The organism is Chitinophaga sp., assembly GCF_035761305.1.
Lineage (GTDB): Bacteria > Bacteroidota > Bacteroidia > Chitinophagales > Chitinophagaceae > Chitinophaga.
Genome location: NZ_DASTRI010000034.1, coordinates 61,611 through 77,598 on the forward strand (window position 1 = coordinate 61,611; position 15,988 = coordinate 77,598).

Annotated in this window: 14 protein-coding genes and 1 pseudogene; 7 read left to right on the plus strand and 8 right to left on the minus strand. The window is 51.6% G+C overall.

Features of this window, described 5'->3' with window-relative positions; translation table 11 throughout:
- Positions 1 to 3: 3 nt before the first annotated feature.
- From VFS25_RS03655 to VFS25_RS03665, 3 genes are all read right to left on the minus strand, one after another.
- Positions 4 to 699 carry a hypothetical protein gene (locus VFS25_RS03655; protein ID WP_326460759.1) on the minus strand — a complete coding sequence of 232 codons (696 nt, stop codon included), beginning with the start codon at positions 697 to 699 and terminating at the stop codon, positions 4 to 6.
- Positions 700 to 855: 156 nt separating this feature from the next.
- Positions 856 to 1,278, minus strand: a complete 423-nt coding sequence (locus VFS25_RS03660; protein ID WP_326460760.1) for a phage tail protein — start codon at positions 1,276 to 1,278, stop codon at positions 856 to 858.
- A 108-nt stretch (positions 1,279 to 1,386) separates the two neighbouring features.
- Entirely contained in the window at positions 1,387 to 1,731 is a 345-nt protein-coding gene (locus VFS25_RS03665) for a hypothetical protein (RefSeq protein WP_326460761.1), read from the minus strand.
- 249 nt (positions 1,732 to 1,980) lie between these two features.
- On the opposite strand from VFS25_RS03665, the gene VFS25_RS03670 reads away from it, so the two are divergent.
- From VFS25_RS03670 to VFS25_RS03690, 5 genes are all read left to right on the plus strand, one after another.
- Positions 1,981 to 2,433 carry a hypothetical protein gene (locus VFS25_RS03670; protein WP_326460762.1) on the plus strand — a complete coding sequence of 151 codons (453 nt, stop codon included), beginning with the start codon at positions 1,981 to 1,983 and terminating at the stop codon, positions 2,431 to 2,433.
- Positions 2,434 to 2,631: 198 nt separating this feature from the next.
- The gene (locus VFS25_RS03675; RefSeq protein ID WP_326460772.1) at positions 2,632 to 4,257 is read left to right on the plus strand and encodes a tetratricopeptide repeat-containing sensor histidine kinase; all 1,626 of its coding nucleotides are present in this window, start codon (positions 2,632 to 2,634) and stop codon (positions 4,255 to 4,257) included.
- A gap of 2 nt (positions 4,258 to 4,259) precedes the next feature.
- Positions 4,260 to 5,024 carry a LytR/AlgR family response regulator transcription factor gene (locus VFS25_RS03680; protein ID WP_326460763.1) on the plus strand — a complete coding sequence of 255 codons (765 nt, stop codon included), beginning with the start codon at positions 4,260 to 4,262 and terminating at the stop codon, positions 5,022 to 5,024.
- A 92-nt stretch (positions 5,025 to 5,116) separates the two neighbouring features.
- Complete coding sequence (locus VFS25_RS03685) at positions 5,117 to 7,549, plus strand: AsmA-like C-terminal region-containing protein (RefSeq protein WP_326460764.1); 2,433 nt, start codon at positions 5,117 to 5,119, stop codon at positions 7,547 to 7,549.
- A gap of 179 nt (positions 7,550 to 7,728) precedes the next feature.
- Positions 7,729 to 8,145: a hypothetical protein gene (locus VFS25_RS03690; RefSeq protein WP_326460765.1), complete on the plus strand. Its 417-nt coding sequence runs from the start codon at positions 7,729 to 7,731 to the stop codon at positions 8,143 to 8,145.
- Positions 8,146 to 8,578: 433 nt separating this feature from the next.
- On the opposite strand, the gene VFS25_RS03695 is transcribed toward VFS25_RS03690, so the two are convergent.
- Entirely contained in the window at positions 8,579 to 8,824 is a 246-nt protein-coding gene (locus tag VFS25_RS03695; protein WP_326460766.1) for a hypothetical protein, read from the minus strand.
- Positions 8,825 to 9,087: 263 nt separating this feature from the next.
- On the opposite strand from VFS25_RS03695, the gene VFS25_RS03700 reads away from it, so the two are divergent.
- Complete coding sequence (locus VFS25_RS03700) at positions 9,088 to 11,280, plus strand: S9 family peptidase (protein WP_326460767.1); 2,193 nt, start codon at positions 9,088 to 9,090, stop codon at positions 11,278 to 11,280.
- Between the two features lie 191 nt (positions 11,281 to 11,471).
- The gene (locus VFS25_RS03705) at positions 11,472 to 11,945 is read left to right on the plus strand and encodes a DinB family protein (RefSeq protein WP_326460768.1); all 474 of its coding nucleotides are present in this window, start codon (positions 11,472 to 11,474) and stop codon (positions 11,943 to 11,945) included.
- Between the two features lie 22 nt (positions 11,946 to 11,967).
- Here the strand turns inward: VFS25_RS03705 and VFS25_RS03710 are convergent, their stop codons facing one another.
- From VFS25_RS03710 to VFS25_RS03725, 4 genes and pseudogenes are all read right to left on the minus strand, one after another.
- Positions 11,968 to 12,960: an L-histidine N(alpha)-methyltransferase gene (locus VFS25_RS03710; RefSeq protein ID WP_326460769.1), complete on the minus strand. Its 993-nt coding sequence runs from the start codon at positions 12,958 to 12,960 to the stop codon at positions 11,968 to 11,970.
- Between the two features lie 24 nt (positions 12,961 to 12,984).
- Positions 12,985 to 14,136, minus strand: coding sequence for an ergothioneine biosynthesis protein EgtB (gene egtB, locus VFS25_RS03715; RefSeq protein ID WP_326460770.1), 1,152 nt, complete (start codon positions 14,134 to 14,136; stop codon positions 12,985 to 12,987).
- 82 nt (positions 14,137 to 14,218) lie between these two features.
- Positions 14,219 to 15,796 carry an ABC transporter permease/substrate-binding protein gene (locus tag VFS25_RS03720; RefSeq protein ID WP_326460771.1) on the minus strand — a complete coding sequence of 526 codons (1,578 nt, stop codon included), beginning with the start codon at positions 15,794 to 15,796 and terminating at the stop codon, positions 14,219 to 14,221.
- Positions 15,771 to 15,988: pseudogene (locus VFS25_RS03725) on the minus strand (hypothetical protein); the annotation flags it as partial. The gene VFS25_RS03720 and the pseudogene VFS25_RS03725, both read right to left, overlap by 26 nt.

Sequence of the window (15,988 nt, forward strand, 5' to 3'; positions counted from 1 at the left end):
TACTCAGGTCATTTGCAGCCAAAGCCCGCTGAAAGCCATCTGGTACGTCATGCCCAGGTGACGGTAAGATATTTGCGTAAGCGGGGCTTGTGCCGTAATAGCATTTGTGTTGTAAGGACCCACATAACCTGTTGCAGGATCATAACACTCATGGGCCGATATTACAATGGAATGCATGAACTGGTCTACCACCAGCAGGTGCACGGCGTTATCCAGGGGGAGCTGTGTATAACCGGCAGGCCCGGTAACATTGGCATAAGCCGGGCCGGTAATAAGGTCTATTTCTGTTTCAAGTAAGTTGCTTTTTTTTCCGTGTCGCCCCTGGTTGCTTACCTGCAGCAGGTTCAGGGCGCATTCCGCGCTTTCGTTATAATATACCCGTAACCGTTGCATCTCCATCCCAAACAAATTAGCCACATAGGTTAAAGAAGAAAAGGAGTTAAAATCGCTCACCGGGTTGCTGTACCGGTAGGTGGCGGTGCGCTGCATAATATCCAGCGACAGGTTGCCGGTGATCTGGTAAATGCGGTGCGCAAAGGCTTCGGGCCCCGGCTTGCTGAAGCCCAGGGAAAGGTTGCCCGTATCAAGCAGCTGCGGCATTTGCGCCAGCCCAAAGTGGCTGAAAGCGGCTGCCAGGGAAAAAGCGCCGCAGCTGTTCACCGTTGTTTGCTGTACTCCGTTGTAAGCCGCGAAAGACATAGGTCAATTATGAATTACGAATTACGAATTATGGAAATGCGGTATCAGTTCAGTATTGCCTGTAAACGGTATTCAACTATCAATTACGATAACTCATAGTTCCTGCTACAACCATCGCCCAATTCGTAATTGAATAATTCGTAATTAAGCAAAGCGTTATATGAACTTTATAATGTAGTACACATACACATTCCCCGGATGGGTGGTAATGCCGTTGCGCAGCGCGGCCAGTCCTGTGGGCTGCTGTACGGTGCCCACGCCGCTCCCCGGGCGGCCATTGGCCTGCTGCCGGGTTTGGGCGTCGGGATCATTGCCACTGTTCATATCTGCCATACATAATACGTAGCCACGGTAGTCCGGTATGCGAAACACGCCTTCCGGCTCGGTGCCTTTGTTATATTGGTTGCCGATAACCCCGTATAGCAGGGGATAGTCTTCCGCATGCAGCGGGCGTCCGTCGCACGGCAGCCAGCCATAGGTTTCAATCAGTGTGGAAAATTCCTCCGGCGCATCCGCATCAGGATCGGCTATCTTACCGGCAAAGGCCATCACAGCGCCTGGTGGTATGCCAAATGGCATTGTTGGTAATTGAGTAGGATAAACCATATATATACACGAATAACTGTTCAGAAAAAAAGAACCCCGGGACTGAGGGAAGGGGATCCCGGGGCGGGGTAACTGTTACGGTCACGCATATCTGGCGTTTTGCAGAGAGAAAAGAAACGGCGTTGTGTCCGGGCCAAAACCCCCACCGGTCATAATAATATCTGCACTGCTGGTGCCAGAAAGAGAAAGCTTTATATACACCTGTGAAATAATTGCGCTGTTGATCCGCACACCTTCAGCTACATCCGCTGTCATGCCTGTCCGAAGGGCGGCAGGTCCGGCCCCCGCCGCCATTGCTACCGGATAGGTAAAGGGATAGCTCCATCCGGGGCCCGCGTTCCGGGTCATGCGCCAGGCTGTTGCCGGCGCTTCATCCATACAGGCCTCATGCTGCTGGAAAATTACAATGCCGCTGTTGTCTGTCATGTTCCTCCTGGTTTTGCCGGATCTGATAAGTGGTGTGTTGTTATGCGTACCTTACAATCCAAAGGTAATACAGGGGCAAAAAGGCATTGCCGTTAATGGCAGCAGTGGCGCATCGGGGGGAATAAACGGTACAGGTACAGGTATAAGCGTTTGTGAAATAACTATTATGGATGATAAAGAATGAATATAAACATTATCTTTGATAGCCTTAATCTAACCTTTCTTTAACCTTAAACTAGCCTTTTACCTATGGCAACAGTTACTGACTCTAATGTAATTATCCGTGCCCAACGTGTTACGCGCATGGTGCGCGGTCTTGCAAAACCTTTTACCCTGGAGCCGCAGGTGGCGGCAGTAGCCGTTGATCCGGACAACCGGGTATACAGCCTGTTCATCAGCGTGTATTTGCCCGACAACCTGGAAGCGCCCAGGCTGGATGAAGACCTTAGCTTTATTGGCCCTGTAAATACAGACGCCAATGAGCTGGATGTAAGATATGTGTACCTGCGCATACAACCCTGGGACATTAACGCGCATCACCATTACTCCCTCTGGACCGTTTACATTGAATACCAGCTGGAACCCGAAAGCCCCGAAGCAGAAGCAGTGCTGGTATTATTTTCCTATGACGGCCCGCAAACGCCGGAAACACCCAGGGGCACCGTAACTACCGTAAAAAGAACTACACAGACCGAAGCTTAAACAACGGCTGTAAAAAAGCCGGATTACTCGGATAACTATTCTGGTTAAATAGATGAAAGCAATATTGGTAATAGCCGCGCTTTTTTTTTAACTGCTGCTGCAGCCCAGCCTCCGCGCCAGCGTGGCGCCTGGTATTATGAGCTGCAGCAGCGTTGTAACATATGCCGGCAGCACCCGGCAGATACGGCACGTGTGATCATGTCCGGCGGGTATGGACCTGCCTACCAGGTAAATTATCATAACAGTCATGTATCATGGGCCGATCATGATCCCGATGCCGCCTATACGTATATTCTTAAAACGCTGGCCGGCATTGATAATGATGTGCAGCACCCGCTGTACCGGGCCGCTTTTTTCCTGAAAGCCAAAATACTGTACAGCAAGCGCCTGTATGCAGAGTCGCTGCGCAGCTACCAGCAGCTCATTCATATGAAAGGGCTTGACAGTGTGCTCATGGCCAACTGCTATACCGCCCTGGGCGAAAGCTATCTTGAGCAGGGCGATAATGCAGCCGCCCTGAAGTACTTCGGCATCTGGGAAAAGCTGTTTGCCGCCAAAGCAGATGTGTACAACCTTAAAAGCGTGTACCATAACATTGCGCTGGGCTACCTGTACCAGCAGCAATACCCTGCCGCAGAAGCATATTTTAAAAAGAGCCTGCAGCTCGAAGACCAGGTGCAGGACACCACGGGCCTGGCCATTTCCTATATGGACCTGGCCAACCTGTATTATATGCAGTACCAGGACGATAAAGCCATACCCCTGTTCGAGAAAGGACTGGCTTACGCCAAACATTCCACCGACCTGGAAGTGCTGCGCAATGCCTACAAGAACATGGCCGTGGTAGAGGAGAACCGCAAGCACTATACGCAGGCAATACAATACCGCAAACAGTATGAAGACCTGCAGGACACCATTTATAACCGCGACCGCCTGTGGGAGCTGGCCCGCCAGGAAAGAAAGCTGGCCTTGCAGCAGCGCGAGCATACCATACAGGTACTGGGCTGGCAACGTAACAGCCTGCTCATAGCCGCCGTAGCCCTGATGCTGCTGGGAACCGCCATTTGGTTCGCCTACCGCCAGCAAACCCGCAGCAAACGGATTATTACCCGGCAAAAAGAGGCGCTGAATGTGCTCAACCAAACCAAAGACCGTTTATTCTCCATTGTGGCGCATGACCTGCGATCTCCCGTATACCGGCTGAAAGCCAACCTGGCCAAGCTGAAAAAAGCCATCTGGCAGCAGGAAATTACGCAGGCGGCCGCGCTGGCGGCCAGCAACGAAAAAATTGCCGGCAGCACCTACATACTGATGGATAACCTGCTGCATTGGGCGCTGAGCCAAACAGACCAGCTGTTCTTCCGGCCCGAAGAGCTGCACCTGCGCACCGTGGTAAACCTGGTTTGCCACGATGTAACGCCCCTGGCCGCGGATAAGAACATATCCATTAAGCAGGTAATACCGGAAGAGATTATCTTTATGGCAGATCTGCATTCCTTTAAGATCATTGTGCGCAACGTAATGGACAATGCCATCAAGTTTACGCCTGTGGGCGGCTATATTACCGTTTCGGCCTGCCTGCAGCAGGATGAATGCCATATAAAGATCATTGATACCGGCATGGGCATGAGCAGCGATACATTGGCCGCGCTGTTCGACGCCAACCGCAAAAGAGTGCAGCAGGACACGCATGGTTATGAAAGCACCGGCCTGGGATTATGGCTGTGCAAAACCATGACGGAAAAGAACAACGGCCAGCTTACCGTTACCAGTGAGCAGGAAAAAGGTACCACCGTTACCATTTCACTACCGGCAAAAACATAGCAATGCAACCCGTTAAGATCATGATAGTGGAAGACGACCCGCAGCAGGCAGCCCTGCTGCAGGATATGCTGGAAGACCAGGACTATGAGGTAACCGGTGTTGCAGACACGCTGCCCGCGGCGCTTAAGCTGTTTTACACGCAGCCGCCCGACCTGGTGGTCATAGATGTTTTTTTGCACGGTAAAAGGGATGGTATTGCCTTTGCCACGCAGATCAATGAAAGCGGCGACATGCAAAAACCCTTTATTTTCCTTACCAGCGCAGCAGACCGCACCACTTTTGATGCCGCCCGCCTTACCACCCCGTTCAGCTACCTGCTAAAACCCTTTAACGAGCTGGAGCTGCAATATGCCATAGAGCTGGCCATTGAAAAAACAGCCGGCGCAGGCGCCGGGCAGTTTACCGCGCCCGCAGCCGCTGCAGAAAAGCGTACGGTGCTGATGCACGATTTCTTTTTTGTAAAGCATGGCAATACACTGGCTAAAATTATGCTCAGCGACATATTGTATATAGAAGTTGAAGGCAAGTACTGTAAAATAATGGCCGGCAGGGAAAAATACCTGGTGCAGCAGCCCCTGAAGCTGCTGCTGGAGCGCCTGCCGGAACAGCAGTTCATACGCGTGCACCGCAACTACATGGTAAACATACACGGCGTGGTAAAAGTGAACCTGCAGGAAAACGAAATGGTGCTGTCCAACGGGCAGGCCATCCTGTACAGCCGCCGCTATCTCGATAGCTTTCTGCACCTGTTTGATGTATTGAAATAACCCCCTCCGCGCAAGGCATCATTCTTGGTTATCTACCTGTATATCATTCCGGACATGCGCCGGAATTTCCTTAACTTAATGTAAAGCGCCCCATGCCTAAATGGTTACGTATATGCTTAAAAACCGGTGCTGTCCTGCTGGGAATAGTGTTCCTGCTATGGCTGGCGCTGGCCTTTTACATACAGCAGCACCGCCGGGAGCTGGCCGCCCAGCTCATAGAGCGCGCCAACCGCCGCCTGAACGGCAAGCTAACCATTGGGGATATATCGCCCTCTTTGTTGCGCAGTTTCCCCCAGGTATCGCTGGCGCTGGACAACGTGGAGCTGCGGGATAGCCTGTACAACCGGCATCGGCATTCCCTGCTGGCCGTAAAGCGCATATTTGTTAAAGTAAATACATTCACACTGCTGCGCCACCACCTGGATGTGAAGGAGATAACACTGGAAAACGGTGTATTTTATGCCTATACTAACCCGCAGGGGTACACGAATATGAGCGCAATGAAACGCCGCAGCCGCACTGCGGAAAAGGAGGGGAGCCGCGCAGGCAGGGAAGCCGATATTGCCCGCCTGGAGCTGCACAACATTCACTTTGTAGTAGATAACCAATGGAAACACAAGCTGTTCGACATACAGGTGCATTCCCTCAAAGGCAGCGCAGATGCCGATGACGGCAACTGGCGTTTTCACATACGCACCCGGCTGCTGGTGAACAGCTTTGCCTTTAACCTGCAGCGCGGCAGCTTTCTGAAGAATAAAACACTGGAAACAAACCTGGAATTAAATTTCAACAGGCCGGATAAAGTGTTGTCAATACCAGCCCAGCGCATTAATATAAATGACCAGCCCTATAACATTGGCGCCACCTTTAACTTTAACACCCACAATTTTATACTGAATATTACAGCGGAAAATGTGCTGTTCCGCAACGCCGCCTCCACACTGTCGGACAATATCTCCTGCAAGCTGGATAGCATTGACATTCAAAAACCCATGAACGTGGAAGCCCACATAGCCGGCTACCTGAACCGCCCCGGTACGCCCCGGGTGCTGGTAAAATGGAACACCGCCGATAATACGCTGGTAACCAAAGCAGGGGAGTGGACCAATTGCAGCTTTAGCGGCAGCTATAACAATGAGCGGCACCCCGGTATGGGCTATACGGATGAAAATTCCGCCATTACCTTTTACGGGTTTAAGGCAAGATGGTGGGGACTGCCTTTCAGCGCAGACACTATTGATATTGTGAACCTTAAGCACCCGGTGCTTTCGGGCCGCTTTAAGTCGGACTTTAACCTCCAGGACCTGAACGACCTCACCGGCGAAACCTTCCGGTTCACACAGGGCACCGCTACCGCCAGCCTGTTTTACAGGGGCGGCATTGCAGACGGTGATACCATTACCCCTTACATGGAAGGCGCCATTAAGCTGCAGAACGGGGCCATGGAGTATTTGCCGCGCAGCATGCAGATAAATAATTGTTTCGCCACCATTGCTTTTAACGGGCAGGATGTGTATGTGCTGAACGTGCATATGCAAAGCGCCAAAAGCGAGCTGCAAATGGAAGGCAGCATCCGCAACCTGCTGCGCCTGTACTTTAACGCCCCTGAAAAAATACTGATGGACTGGAACATTACCAGCCCCCGGGTTGACCTGAACGAGTTCCGCTACTTCCTGTCGCCCCGTAAAACAACCGTGCGCGCGACAAAAGCGGGCAGCCGGCAACAACGCAAAGCCAGCCGCCTGGCCAAACAGCTGGGCGTAGTGCTGGAGCTGTGTAATGTAAATATGCGCCTGCACCTGGGACAGCTGAGCTACCAGCATTTTAATGCGCAGCAGGTAGAGGCGCAGCTGAGCCTAACGCAGTCGGATATACTGCTGCAGAAAATAGCATTGGCCCATGCCGGCGGCAGCCTGCAGCTAAGCGGCGCCATTCGGCAGCAGGGTAGCAGCAACCGCTTTAAGCTGCACGCCAATATTAATAATGTGCACATTAACCAGCTGTTTTATGCGTTCAACAATTTTGGCATGGAGTCGCTCACTTCGCGCAACCTGCGTGGACTGTTATCCGCCCAAGCAGATATTACCGGTAACCTGTACGATGGGGGCAGCATTGCGCCCCACTCCCTGTACGGCACCGTAAGCTTTAACCTGCGGCAGGGCGCCCTGCTGAACTTTGAGCCGCTGGAAGGGCTGGCCTCACTGGTATTCTTTAACCGCAACCTGTCGGAAATAAGGTTTGAGAACCTGAAAAATACCCTGCAGCTGCAGGGCAACAAGATCATTATCCCCCCCATGCAAATCAACTCCACTGCCCTGAACATGGATGTTACCGGCGTTTACGGCATGCCTGCCGGCACGGATATATACATGGATGTACCCCTGCGCAACCCTAAAAAGGAGGAAGATGCCACCAAAGCCGAAAAAAAGGAGCGCCGCAAAAAAGGGATTGTGATACACCTGCACGCCACGGACGAAGGCAAGGGCGGCAAGGTAAAAATAAAGCTGGGCAAAAAACCGGCGTGAAGATGTGCAGATGGTGGAATGCAAAAAGATGTGCAGATATGCAAATGTGCAGATGTGCAGATAAATAAAGCAGCGTCTATCCGCAGTTAAATATGCCAATGAACAAATGTCCATCCCTTAATTATTAATTCTTCATTATTCATTACATTTGCCTCTTAATCAATCAGTGAGGTAAATTCATGCGGAAAGTTTTGATGTTGATGATACTGGGTTTGTGTGCCTGTAAGAAAGAAGATGCAAGCACTCCTCACCGTTCCTTTTACGGGAAATGGGTTTATACAGCTGCTATAAACAAACAATATACGGTAAGCCAAGGCGATACCGCCTATGACCGTATTGATACCCTGCATTATAACGGCGCCGACTATATTGAGTTTACACAAAATCGCCTGGCCCTGCGCTTTAACGGCACTACCCATCGTACAGACAGTTTGCTGTTTGAGGAAGTAACGCCGGTATTCTTTCACCTGGATAGCCTGCTATGCCAGGCCACTTACATCAGCGACAGCACACTGCAGTACAACAGCCTTGATTTCCGGTACGATCAAAGTCCCCTGGTAAAGATCTCCCAAACCTTTTACTGGCTGAAAAAGTAAATGTCTATTCCCCGCTTCATATCAAAAGGTCAATCAATTCATTATTCATTCTTCATTGTTAATTATAACAGCCATCCCGCGACCGGGACGGCTGATACGGTACTGTTCCGTCTATTTGCTCTTTATGCCGGCTGAACAACCGGCACCTTCATACACGTTATAGAAAAAAAAGTGCGTGCATTTTTTAAACGGACAATAAGCCGTATACCCGTTACCGTGTAACAGGCGCTTTATGCTTGCCATCTGAAAAAATTTGATCGCTCTTACGGGTTATTGCCGTGGAAACCGCCAGGACGCCTGATTTCAGCTTGCGCTACAAAGCGTTCTTTAAAAGTTAACAACCTTGAAAAATAAATGTTTAAAGCAATCGTAAATGTGAAGAAAGGCGAAACAGGGGCTGTGGAAATGCGTAGTTTTTGGGTGTGTTAACCTGTTATGCCTCTCCCCGCAACGTCATTTCAATCTGCTCTTTTACACCTATGCTAAACCCCTCCAGCTCTATTTTAGGATGCTGGTCCAGGTTAATACGGATCTTGCCGTTTTCCCGTAGCAGGGCATCCTGCATAGGTTCCAGTAAAGCGTAAAGCAGGGTTTTGCCGGTTTGGGCCAATTGGTTTAACAAAGCGTCTTCAAGTTGCAGGAATTCGCGGTTTTTGTAGGAATAGCTAATTTGTACCATAAATTACTGTTTTTCAAAGGATAGTTACTTGTCCACGATCATAATATATCGATTTCCTAAAAGTATGAAAACTATTTATATAAAAAAATATAAACACGTTTTCCACACGATTTTTTTTCCACATAACGGTGTGGCGGCTAATCTATTACAAAAGGAAATGCATATTAGTTCGGTGTCAGTAAGGCGTCCTTCGGTTTTTCTAATGGTTTTTTTAGTTACGGGCTAAACAATTATCTTGCCGTTTTTATTTTTAACAGGATCCGATGCAACCATTACGTTTTTGCTTATTGCTTTGCTGCTGCCTGCTGCAGCTGGGAGTACAGGCGCAGCCTGGAAAATCTACCAAATGGAGCGCCGACGGACAGGCGGTATATAATATTGAGAACGCGGCTATTGTAGCCACCAGCTTAAAAAGCGGGCTGTCTTCAGAAAAGATACCGGCAGCCTGGTTAACGCCGCAGGGCGCTGCCCAGCCGCTGCAGGTGGAGCATTTCAGCTTCTCGGCCAACGAGCAAAAGCTGCTGGTGTATACCAACTCCAAACGCGTATGGCGCTATCATACCCGGGGCGACTACTGGGTGCTGGATGTTAACAGCCACCAGCTCAAACAGTTGGGAAAAGGCCGGCCTGCATCGTCCCTGATGTTTGCCAAATTCTCGCCCGATGCTTCCAAAGTAGCCTATGTAAGCGAACACAATTTATATGTAGAAGATCTTTCCACAGGTGAGGTAAAAGCGCTCACCACAGATGGCACCCGCCGCTTTATTAATGGTACGTTCGACTGGGCCTACGAAGAGGAATTCGGCTGCCGCGATGGTTTCCGCTGGAGCCCCGACGGCCGCTCCATTGCCTACTGGCAGATAGACGCCACTAAGATCCGCGATTTCCTGATGATAGATAATACCGACTCTATTTACTCTTATACCATACCGGTTGAATATCCCAAGGCAGGGCAAAGCCCCTCTGCCTGCCGGGTGGGCGTAGTGGATATTAATACCGCCCGCACCACCTGGATGCAGGTGCCCGGCGACGCCCGGCAGCACTACATTCCCCGTATGGAGTGGGTGCCCGGTAAAAATGAGCTGATCATACAGCAGCTGAACCGCAAGCAGAACAACAGTAAGCTGATGTTGTGTAACGCCGCTACCGGCGCCGTACACACGCTGTTTGAGGAAACAGACAACGCCTGGATAGACGTAAAATCCCGCTGGGATGATGATGATATTACCGGGTGGGATTGGGTACGCAACGGCGCTGCCTTTATTTGGGTAAGCGAAAAAGACGGCTGGCGCCACCTGTATAATATTGAGCTGAAGAACGGTAAGGAAACCCTGCTAACGCCGGGCGACTATGACGTAATAAGCATTCCCAAGGTAGATGAAGCGCACAAAACCATTTACATACTGGCGTCGCCCAAAGTAGCCACGCAGCAATACCTGTACAAAGTACCCCTGGATGGCAAGGGCAAGCTGCAGCGCGTTACGCCGGAAGACCAGCCGGGCACGCACAGCTACGAAATATCGCCCGACGGGCAGTATGCCGTACACCAGTTCTCCAACTACTACTTTTATCCTTTCTCTGAAATAGTGCACCTGCCGGATCATAAAAGCAATGGTCCCAGCCTTTCCGCAGCAATAAAAGCCAAACAGCCGGCCAACAACCAGCTTGAATTTTTTTCTGTAACCACGGCCGACGGGGTAACCATGGACGGCTGGATGCGCAAGCCCAATAACTTTGACTCTACCAAAAAATACCCGGTGCTGTTTTATGTGTACGGCGAGCCTGCCGGCGCCACTGCCAAAGACGAATTCGGGGCCGGCCGCAACTTCCTGTACCACGGCGACCTGGCTAATGACGGCTATATTTATATATCCATGGACAACCGGGGCACACCGCTGCCCAAAGGCCGGGAGTGGCGCAAAAGCATTTACCGTAAGGTAGGCCTGCTCAATGCCCGCGACCAGGCCATGGCAGCTACGGAGCTGCTGAAGCAGCACCCGTATATGGACACCTCCCGCGTAGCTGTATGGGGCTGGAGCGGCGGCGGCTCCATGACGCTGAACCTCCTGTTCCAGTATTCCAGCATCTATAAAACAGGTATCGCCATTGCGGCAGTAGGCAACCAGCTTACATACGACAACATTTACCAGGAACGCTATATGGGCTTACCGGAAGAGAACCGGGAAGATTTTGTGAAAGGATCGCCCATTACATACGCAAAGAACCTGCAGGGCCACCTGCTGTACATACACGGCACCGGCGATGATAACGTGCATTACCAGAACGCGGAAATGCTGCTGAACGAGCTGATAAAGTACAACAAGGTATTCCAGTTCATGGCATATCCCAACCGCACGCACAGCATCAGCGAAGGGGAGGGTACCCGCCGCCATTTAAGCACTTTATACACGCAGTATTTAAGGCAGTACTGCCCTCCCGGCCCGGCAGGTAATTAATAATGAAGAATGAAGAATTAATGACCGGAGCAGAGGAAACTGTACCTGGCATAACCGATATATGAGGCATATTTGTTGATGCTAACAGTTGCAAAATGCTGATGCCAGGCACTAAAATCAGTTGTTGTTTACCTGCCGTGGCAACACCGAACCACGCATTATTAATTATTCATTCTTAATTATTCATTACAATGAGTGATACTGCTGTAATAAAAGCTTTAAAAGAGCTGCTGAACGGAGGCCATGCCCATGCTACGTTTGAAGATGCTGTAAAAGACGTACCCGCGGGGCTAAGGGGAGAAGTGCCGGAAAATATGCCCTACAGCATCTGGCAGCTGGTAGAGCATATCCGCATTACCCAATGGGACATCCTGGAGTTTTCCCGTAACCCCAACCACCAGTCGCCCTCCTGGCCCGACGAGTACTGGCCAAAAGAAAGGGCGCCCAAAGACGCCCAATCCTGGAAAGAAAGTATTGCGCAGATAAACCGCGAACGTAAGGAATTTATTAAGCTGCTGGAAGCACCGGGCGCTGACCTGTACACGCCTTTTGCCCACGGCACCGGCCAAAACCTGCTGCGGGAAGCCATGCTCATTGCCGATCATACCAGCTATCACACCGGCGAGATTGTTGTGCTCCGCCGGTTGCTGGGAAACTGGGGGTAAATGTGCAGATATGCACATCCACTCACGCTTTCCACATACAGTCTGCAAACCACCTTTTGCTGTCCGTAAAGCAGGTAAGGGGCTGAAAGCCGGTCTGCAGCGCCATTTGATCAGTTTCCCCCAGGCTGTACTTCTGCGATATTTCCATGTAAATGGGCTCATGCTGCTGAAAATGTATGCTTACCGCTTTACCAATATGTACATCATGCTCCTCCAGGCTAACCAGGTAGCTTTTGCACGCGCCGGTCATGGGATCATATACCGGGTAGTGCTCAAACTTATCCAGGTCAAAATCCGCTCCCAGCTCCCGGTTAATACGGGTCAGCAGGTTCAGGTTAAAATCGCGGGTGTAGCCGGCGGCGTCGTTATAAGCGTTCAGGATCACCTGCGGATGCTTTTTCAGGTCAAAACCCACCATTAGCACGTCGCCGGGCTGCATACAGCTACGCAGCTGCCTGCAGAACTTGCGGGCCATAACAGGCGTAAAGTTGCCGATGTTGGCGCCCATGAACAGCAGTACCTTCGGGCGGCTGCTCATAGCAGCTACGCGCTGCACCATCTCAAAATACTCCCCGTTCAACCCTTTCAGATGCAGGCCCGGTAACTTTTGCGGCAGCGTTTTTTCCAGCTGGTTAATCACGTTGGTGGATATATCAATCGGGTAGTAGGTAAAATCCGCCTTTAGCTTCATCAGCTGCTCCAGCAGGTGCACGGATTTGGTAGCATCGCCGGGGCCCAGTTCCACCAGGTCAAAAGAGGTGGCCTGCGCGGCAAGGGCGCGGGCAATCTGCGGCGCCTGTTCGGTCATGATCTCCATTTCGCAATTCGTAGGGTAGTACTCCTGGCATTGCATGATTTGCTGAAAAATACGGTCGCCGGCGGCATCGTAGAAATACTTGGAGTCCAGGTACTTGGGCATGGCGGTGAGGCCGCGCACTACATCCTGGTAAAAGGCTTCCTGCGGCCCGGGCTGTACCCCGGGGGCCTGCAACGTGTGAATTACAGTGGTATGCATAATCGAATATTTGTCATGAATTGGTTACTGTGCCAGTCTTATTCCGGTGAACTGCCAGCGCAGGTTTGGATGAAAAAAGTTACGATAGGTAATGCGGCTGTGGTCAGGCGGCGTTACTTCCGATCCGCCGCGCAGCACCATCTGGCTTACCATAAATTTGCCGTTGTATTCGCCTATGGCGCCGGGGGCTTTGGTAAAGCCGGGGTAGGGCAGGTAGGCGCTTTCCGTCCACTCCCAGCGGGTGCCCCACTGTAACTGCGGCGCCGCAGCTTCCCACTCAAATTCCGTGGGCAGGCGCTTGCCTTTCCAGGCGGCATAGGCGGCTGCCTCATAGTAGCTGATATGGCATACCTGCGCATCGGGGTCTACCGGCTGCAGCCCCTGCCAGGTATAGTACATCCACTTGCCATCCACATTATGCCAGTATAGCGGTGCATGGGTTTCCAGCTGCTTTACCCAGTCCCCCCCTTCGGCATGCCAGTGGCGGAAATCGGTATAGCCGCCGGCGGCCATAAAGTCGAGATACTCCGCATTGGTCACCAGGTCGGCGCTGATCTGGTACGCCTGCAGGAACACCTTATGGCGCTGCTGCTCATTGTCAAAGCAAAAGCCGTTGCCGGCATAGCCGATTTCGTATATGCCTTCAGGTATTTCCAGCCACTCAGGCCCCTTGTTCACAGGTGCGGCAGCAGGGGCGCGCAGCTTGTCGTATGCGGGAAACAGGGGATTATGCCCCAGTATGTACTTAATATCGGTGTACAGCAGCTCCTGGTGCTGCTCTTCATGGTTCAGCCCCAGCACCACCAGTTCCTCCAGGCCGGCAGGCAGCTCATGCTCCAGCAGGTGCAGCATGGCTTTATCCACATACTCGCGGTAACGCATAATGTCCTCTACGGCAGGGCGGCTCAGGTTACCACGGTTGGTGCGGATCACCCTTGCGCCAACAGACTCGTAATAGCTGTTGAACACAAAGTTGTAATCGGCATCAAACTCCGTATAGTCAGGTACGTTGGGCTTCAGCAAAAAGGTTTCAAAAAACCAGGTGGTATGGCCCAGGTGCCATTTAGGCGGACTTACATCCACTACCGGTTGTACAACGTAGTCCTCTGTTTTCAGGGGCGCGCAGATCTTCCGGGATCGTTCGCGTACGGCAGCGTATTTCTCTTTCAGGTGCATGAGTCACAGGTTTGAATAAATGAGAAAAGTGAATGGTGAAACCGGCAGTGATGTTGTGGTGTCCTTTTGACGTGTTTGATTTTCACTTTTTGCCGTTAACCGTTATATATTCTTTCAGATCAGATATACTTTTTATGTGCAATGCAGCGGCCTGCTGCCGGCGCATCATTAATGCATAGGTGTTGTTAAAGCCAATAGGCGGCAGCCAGCGTACCTGGTAATGTTGCATAAAGGCGCTGCTCACATAATCGTACACCTTTTGCTTATCGGCTATCAGCGAATCAACCGTGGCCTGGCCCGCACCCAGTATCACCAGCAGCCCGGTGCCGCTGTATTCCGGGTACATATCTATCTGGTTGTTCAGCAGCGCATCAAAGCATATTTTAGTGCCTCCCAGGCCGGTTTTGGTTACGCCCTGCAGATCGGTGTACCCGTCTATCAGCATTTTGTACATATTAGCCAGTATGTAGCCGTCGCCAAATATTTTTGACCCGATGCGGATGGTGCCTTTTGTACCGTTCCGGGGCGGCGCCCACAGGTTTTGAGCCACCAGGAAATCCCGGGCAACCTTTGCCGGGGCCTGCTTCAGGTAATCCACCCTGTAGTTGAGCTCCGTCATAATGCTATCATTAATTGTACCAGACAGTTTATTGAGCGCGGGCGCCAGCTGGGGGTATTGCCGCAGGGTGGCGTCGCGTACAATGGGGGCTGCAGAGTAGGGGGGGAAAATGTGCTTGTCGTCATCCAGCACTACCAGGTCAAATGCTTTGGCGCGCCCGTCGGTGCTGCTGCCGCTGATCACGTCCAGCTTTTTTTCATAGGCGGCTTTATACATGATCATATCGCTGATCACCACTGTGCGCATGTGAAGGCCGTACACTTTTTTCAGTCCCAGGTCGCCGTCTTTACGGCCCATGAACTCGGGGGTAAAACCGGCTACCAGCTTACTGCCGTAAGCAGCGGGCAGCAGGTAAAAAGATGACAGCAGCACAATGAGCACCGGCAGCGCATACAGGGCCCGGCGCGCTTTGCGCAGCTGCATGCGCTGCAGCAGGGACAATAAACCGTCGAACAAAATGGCCAGCAGTGCTGCCGGAATAGCGCCGGCCAGTATCATGTTGGTATTGTTGAGCGCAATGCCGCCAAAAATAAACTCACCCAGTCCGCCGGCTGCAATATAAGCAGCCAGGGTAGCCACGCCTACGTTAATAACCGTTGCAGTGCGTATGCCGGCCAGCAGCACGGGCATAGCCAGGGGCAGCTGGATCCTGTATAATAACTGCCGTTTATTCATGCCCATGCCAATAGCCGCATCGGTAACCGTGGCATCCACTTCATTAATACCGGTGTAGGTATTGCGGATAATGGGCAGCAGCGCATACAGGAACAGGGCCACAATGGCAGGCTGTGCGCCAATGCCCAGCAACGGGATCATAAAGCCTAACAGCGCAATGCTAGGAATGGTTTGCATAATGCCGGCCAGGCCCAGTACAGGCCCTGCCAGCGCTTTCCTGCGGGTAATCAATATACCCAGGGGCACGCCAATGAGCACTGCTACGAGCAGGGATATAAAGGTTAGGCCTATATGCTGCAGGGTTTGTTCCAGCAGCTTGCCGGACTCCTGCTGTACAAAATCAAGAAAGCTTTGTTGCGGTTCCATTAGCAGTGGTTTGCTTATACACTTGTATGGCAGTCATCAGCGAGCGGCTGTCCATGGTAAATACTTCCGTGCGATAATCAACAGATATTGCTCCTTCTATGTGCATGGCCTGCTCCAGCGCATCCCAGCACGATAAATTACCCGACAGCACATGCGGTTGATACTTATCAGACTCCGCCAGGGGCGGCAGGT

Bases quoted from the DNA above. Each gene is read 5' to 3' on its own strand.
- VFS25_RS03655 (WP_326460759.1), bottom strand. From the start codon at position 699: ATGTCTTTCGCGGCTTACAACGGAGTACAGCAAACAACGGTGAACAGC.
- VFS25_RS03660 (WP_326460760.1), bottom strand. From the start codon at position 1,278: ATGCCATTTGGCATACCACCAGGCGCTGTGATGGCCTTTGCCGGTAAG.
- VFS25_RS03665 (WP_326460761.1), bottom strand. From the start codon at position 1,731: ATGACAGACAACAGCGGCATTGTAATTTTCCAGCAGCATGAGGCCTGT.
- VFS25_RS03670 (WP_326460762.1), top strand. From the start codon at position 1,981: ATGGCAACAGTTACTGACTCTAATGTAATTATCCGTGCCCAACGTGTT.
- VFS25_RS03675 (WP_326460772.1), top strand. From the start codon at position 2,632: ATGTCCGGCGGGTATGGACCTGCCTACCAGGTAAATTATCATAACAGT.
- VFS25_RS03680 (WP_326460763.1), top strand. From the start codon at position 4,260: ATGCAACCCGTTAAGATCATGATAGTGGAAGACGACCCGCAGCAGGCA.
- VFS25_RS03685 (WP_326460764.1), top strand. From the start codon at position 5,117: ATGCCTAAATGGTTACGTATATGCTTAAAAACCGGTGCTGTCCTGCTG.
- VFS25_RS03690 (WP_326460765.1), top strand. From the start codon at position 7,729: ATGCGGAAAGTTTTGATGTTGATGATACTGGGTTTGTGTGCCTGTAAG.
- VFS25_RS03695 (WP_326460766.1), bottom strand. From the start codon at position 8,824: ATGGTACAAATTAGCTATTCCTACAAAAACCGCGAATTCCTGCAACTT.
- VFS25_RS03700 (WP_326460767.1), top strand. From the start codon at position 9,088: ATGCAACCATTACGTTTTTGCTTATTGCTTTGCTGCTGCCTGCTGCAG.
- VFS25_RS03705 (WP_326460768.1), top strand. From the start codon at position 11,472: ATGAGTGATACTGCTGTAATAAAAGCTTTAAAAGAGCTGCTGAACGGA.
- VFS25_RS03710 (WP_326460769.1), bottom strand. From the start codon at position 12,960: ATGCATACCACTGTAATTCACACGTTGCAGGCCCCCGGGGTACAGCCC.
- egtB (WP_326460770.1), bottom strand. From the start codon at position 14,136: ATGCACCTGAAAGAGAAATACGCTGCCGTACGCGAACGATCCCGGAAG.
- VFS25_RS03720 (WP_326460771.1), bottom strand. From the start codon at position 15,796: ATGGAACCGCAACAAAGCTTTCTTGATTTTGTACAGCAGGAGTCCGGC.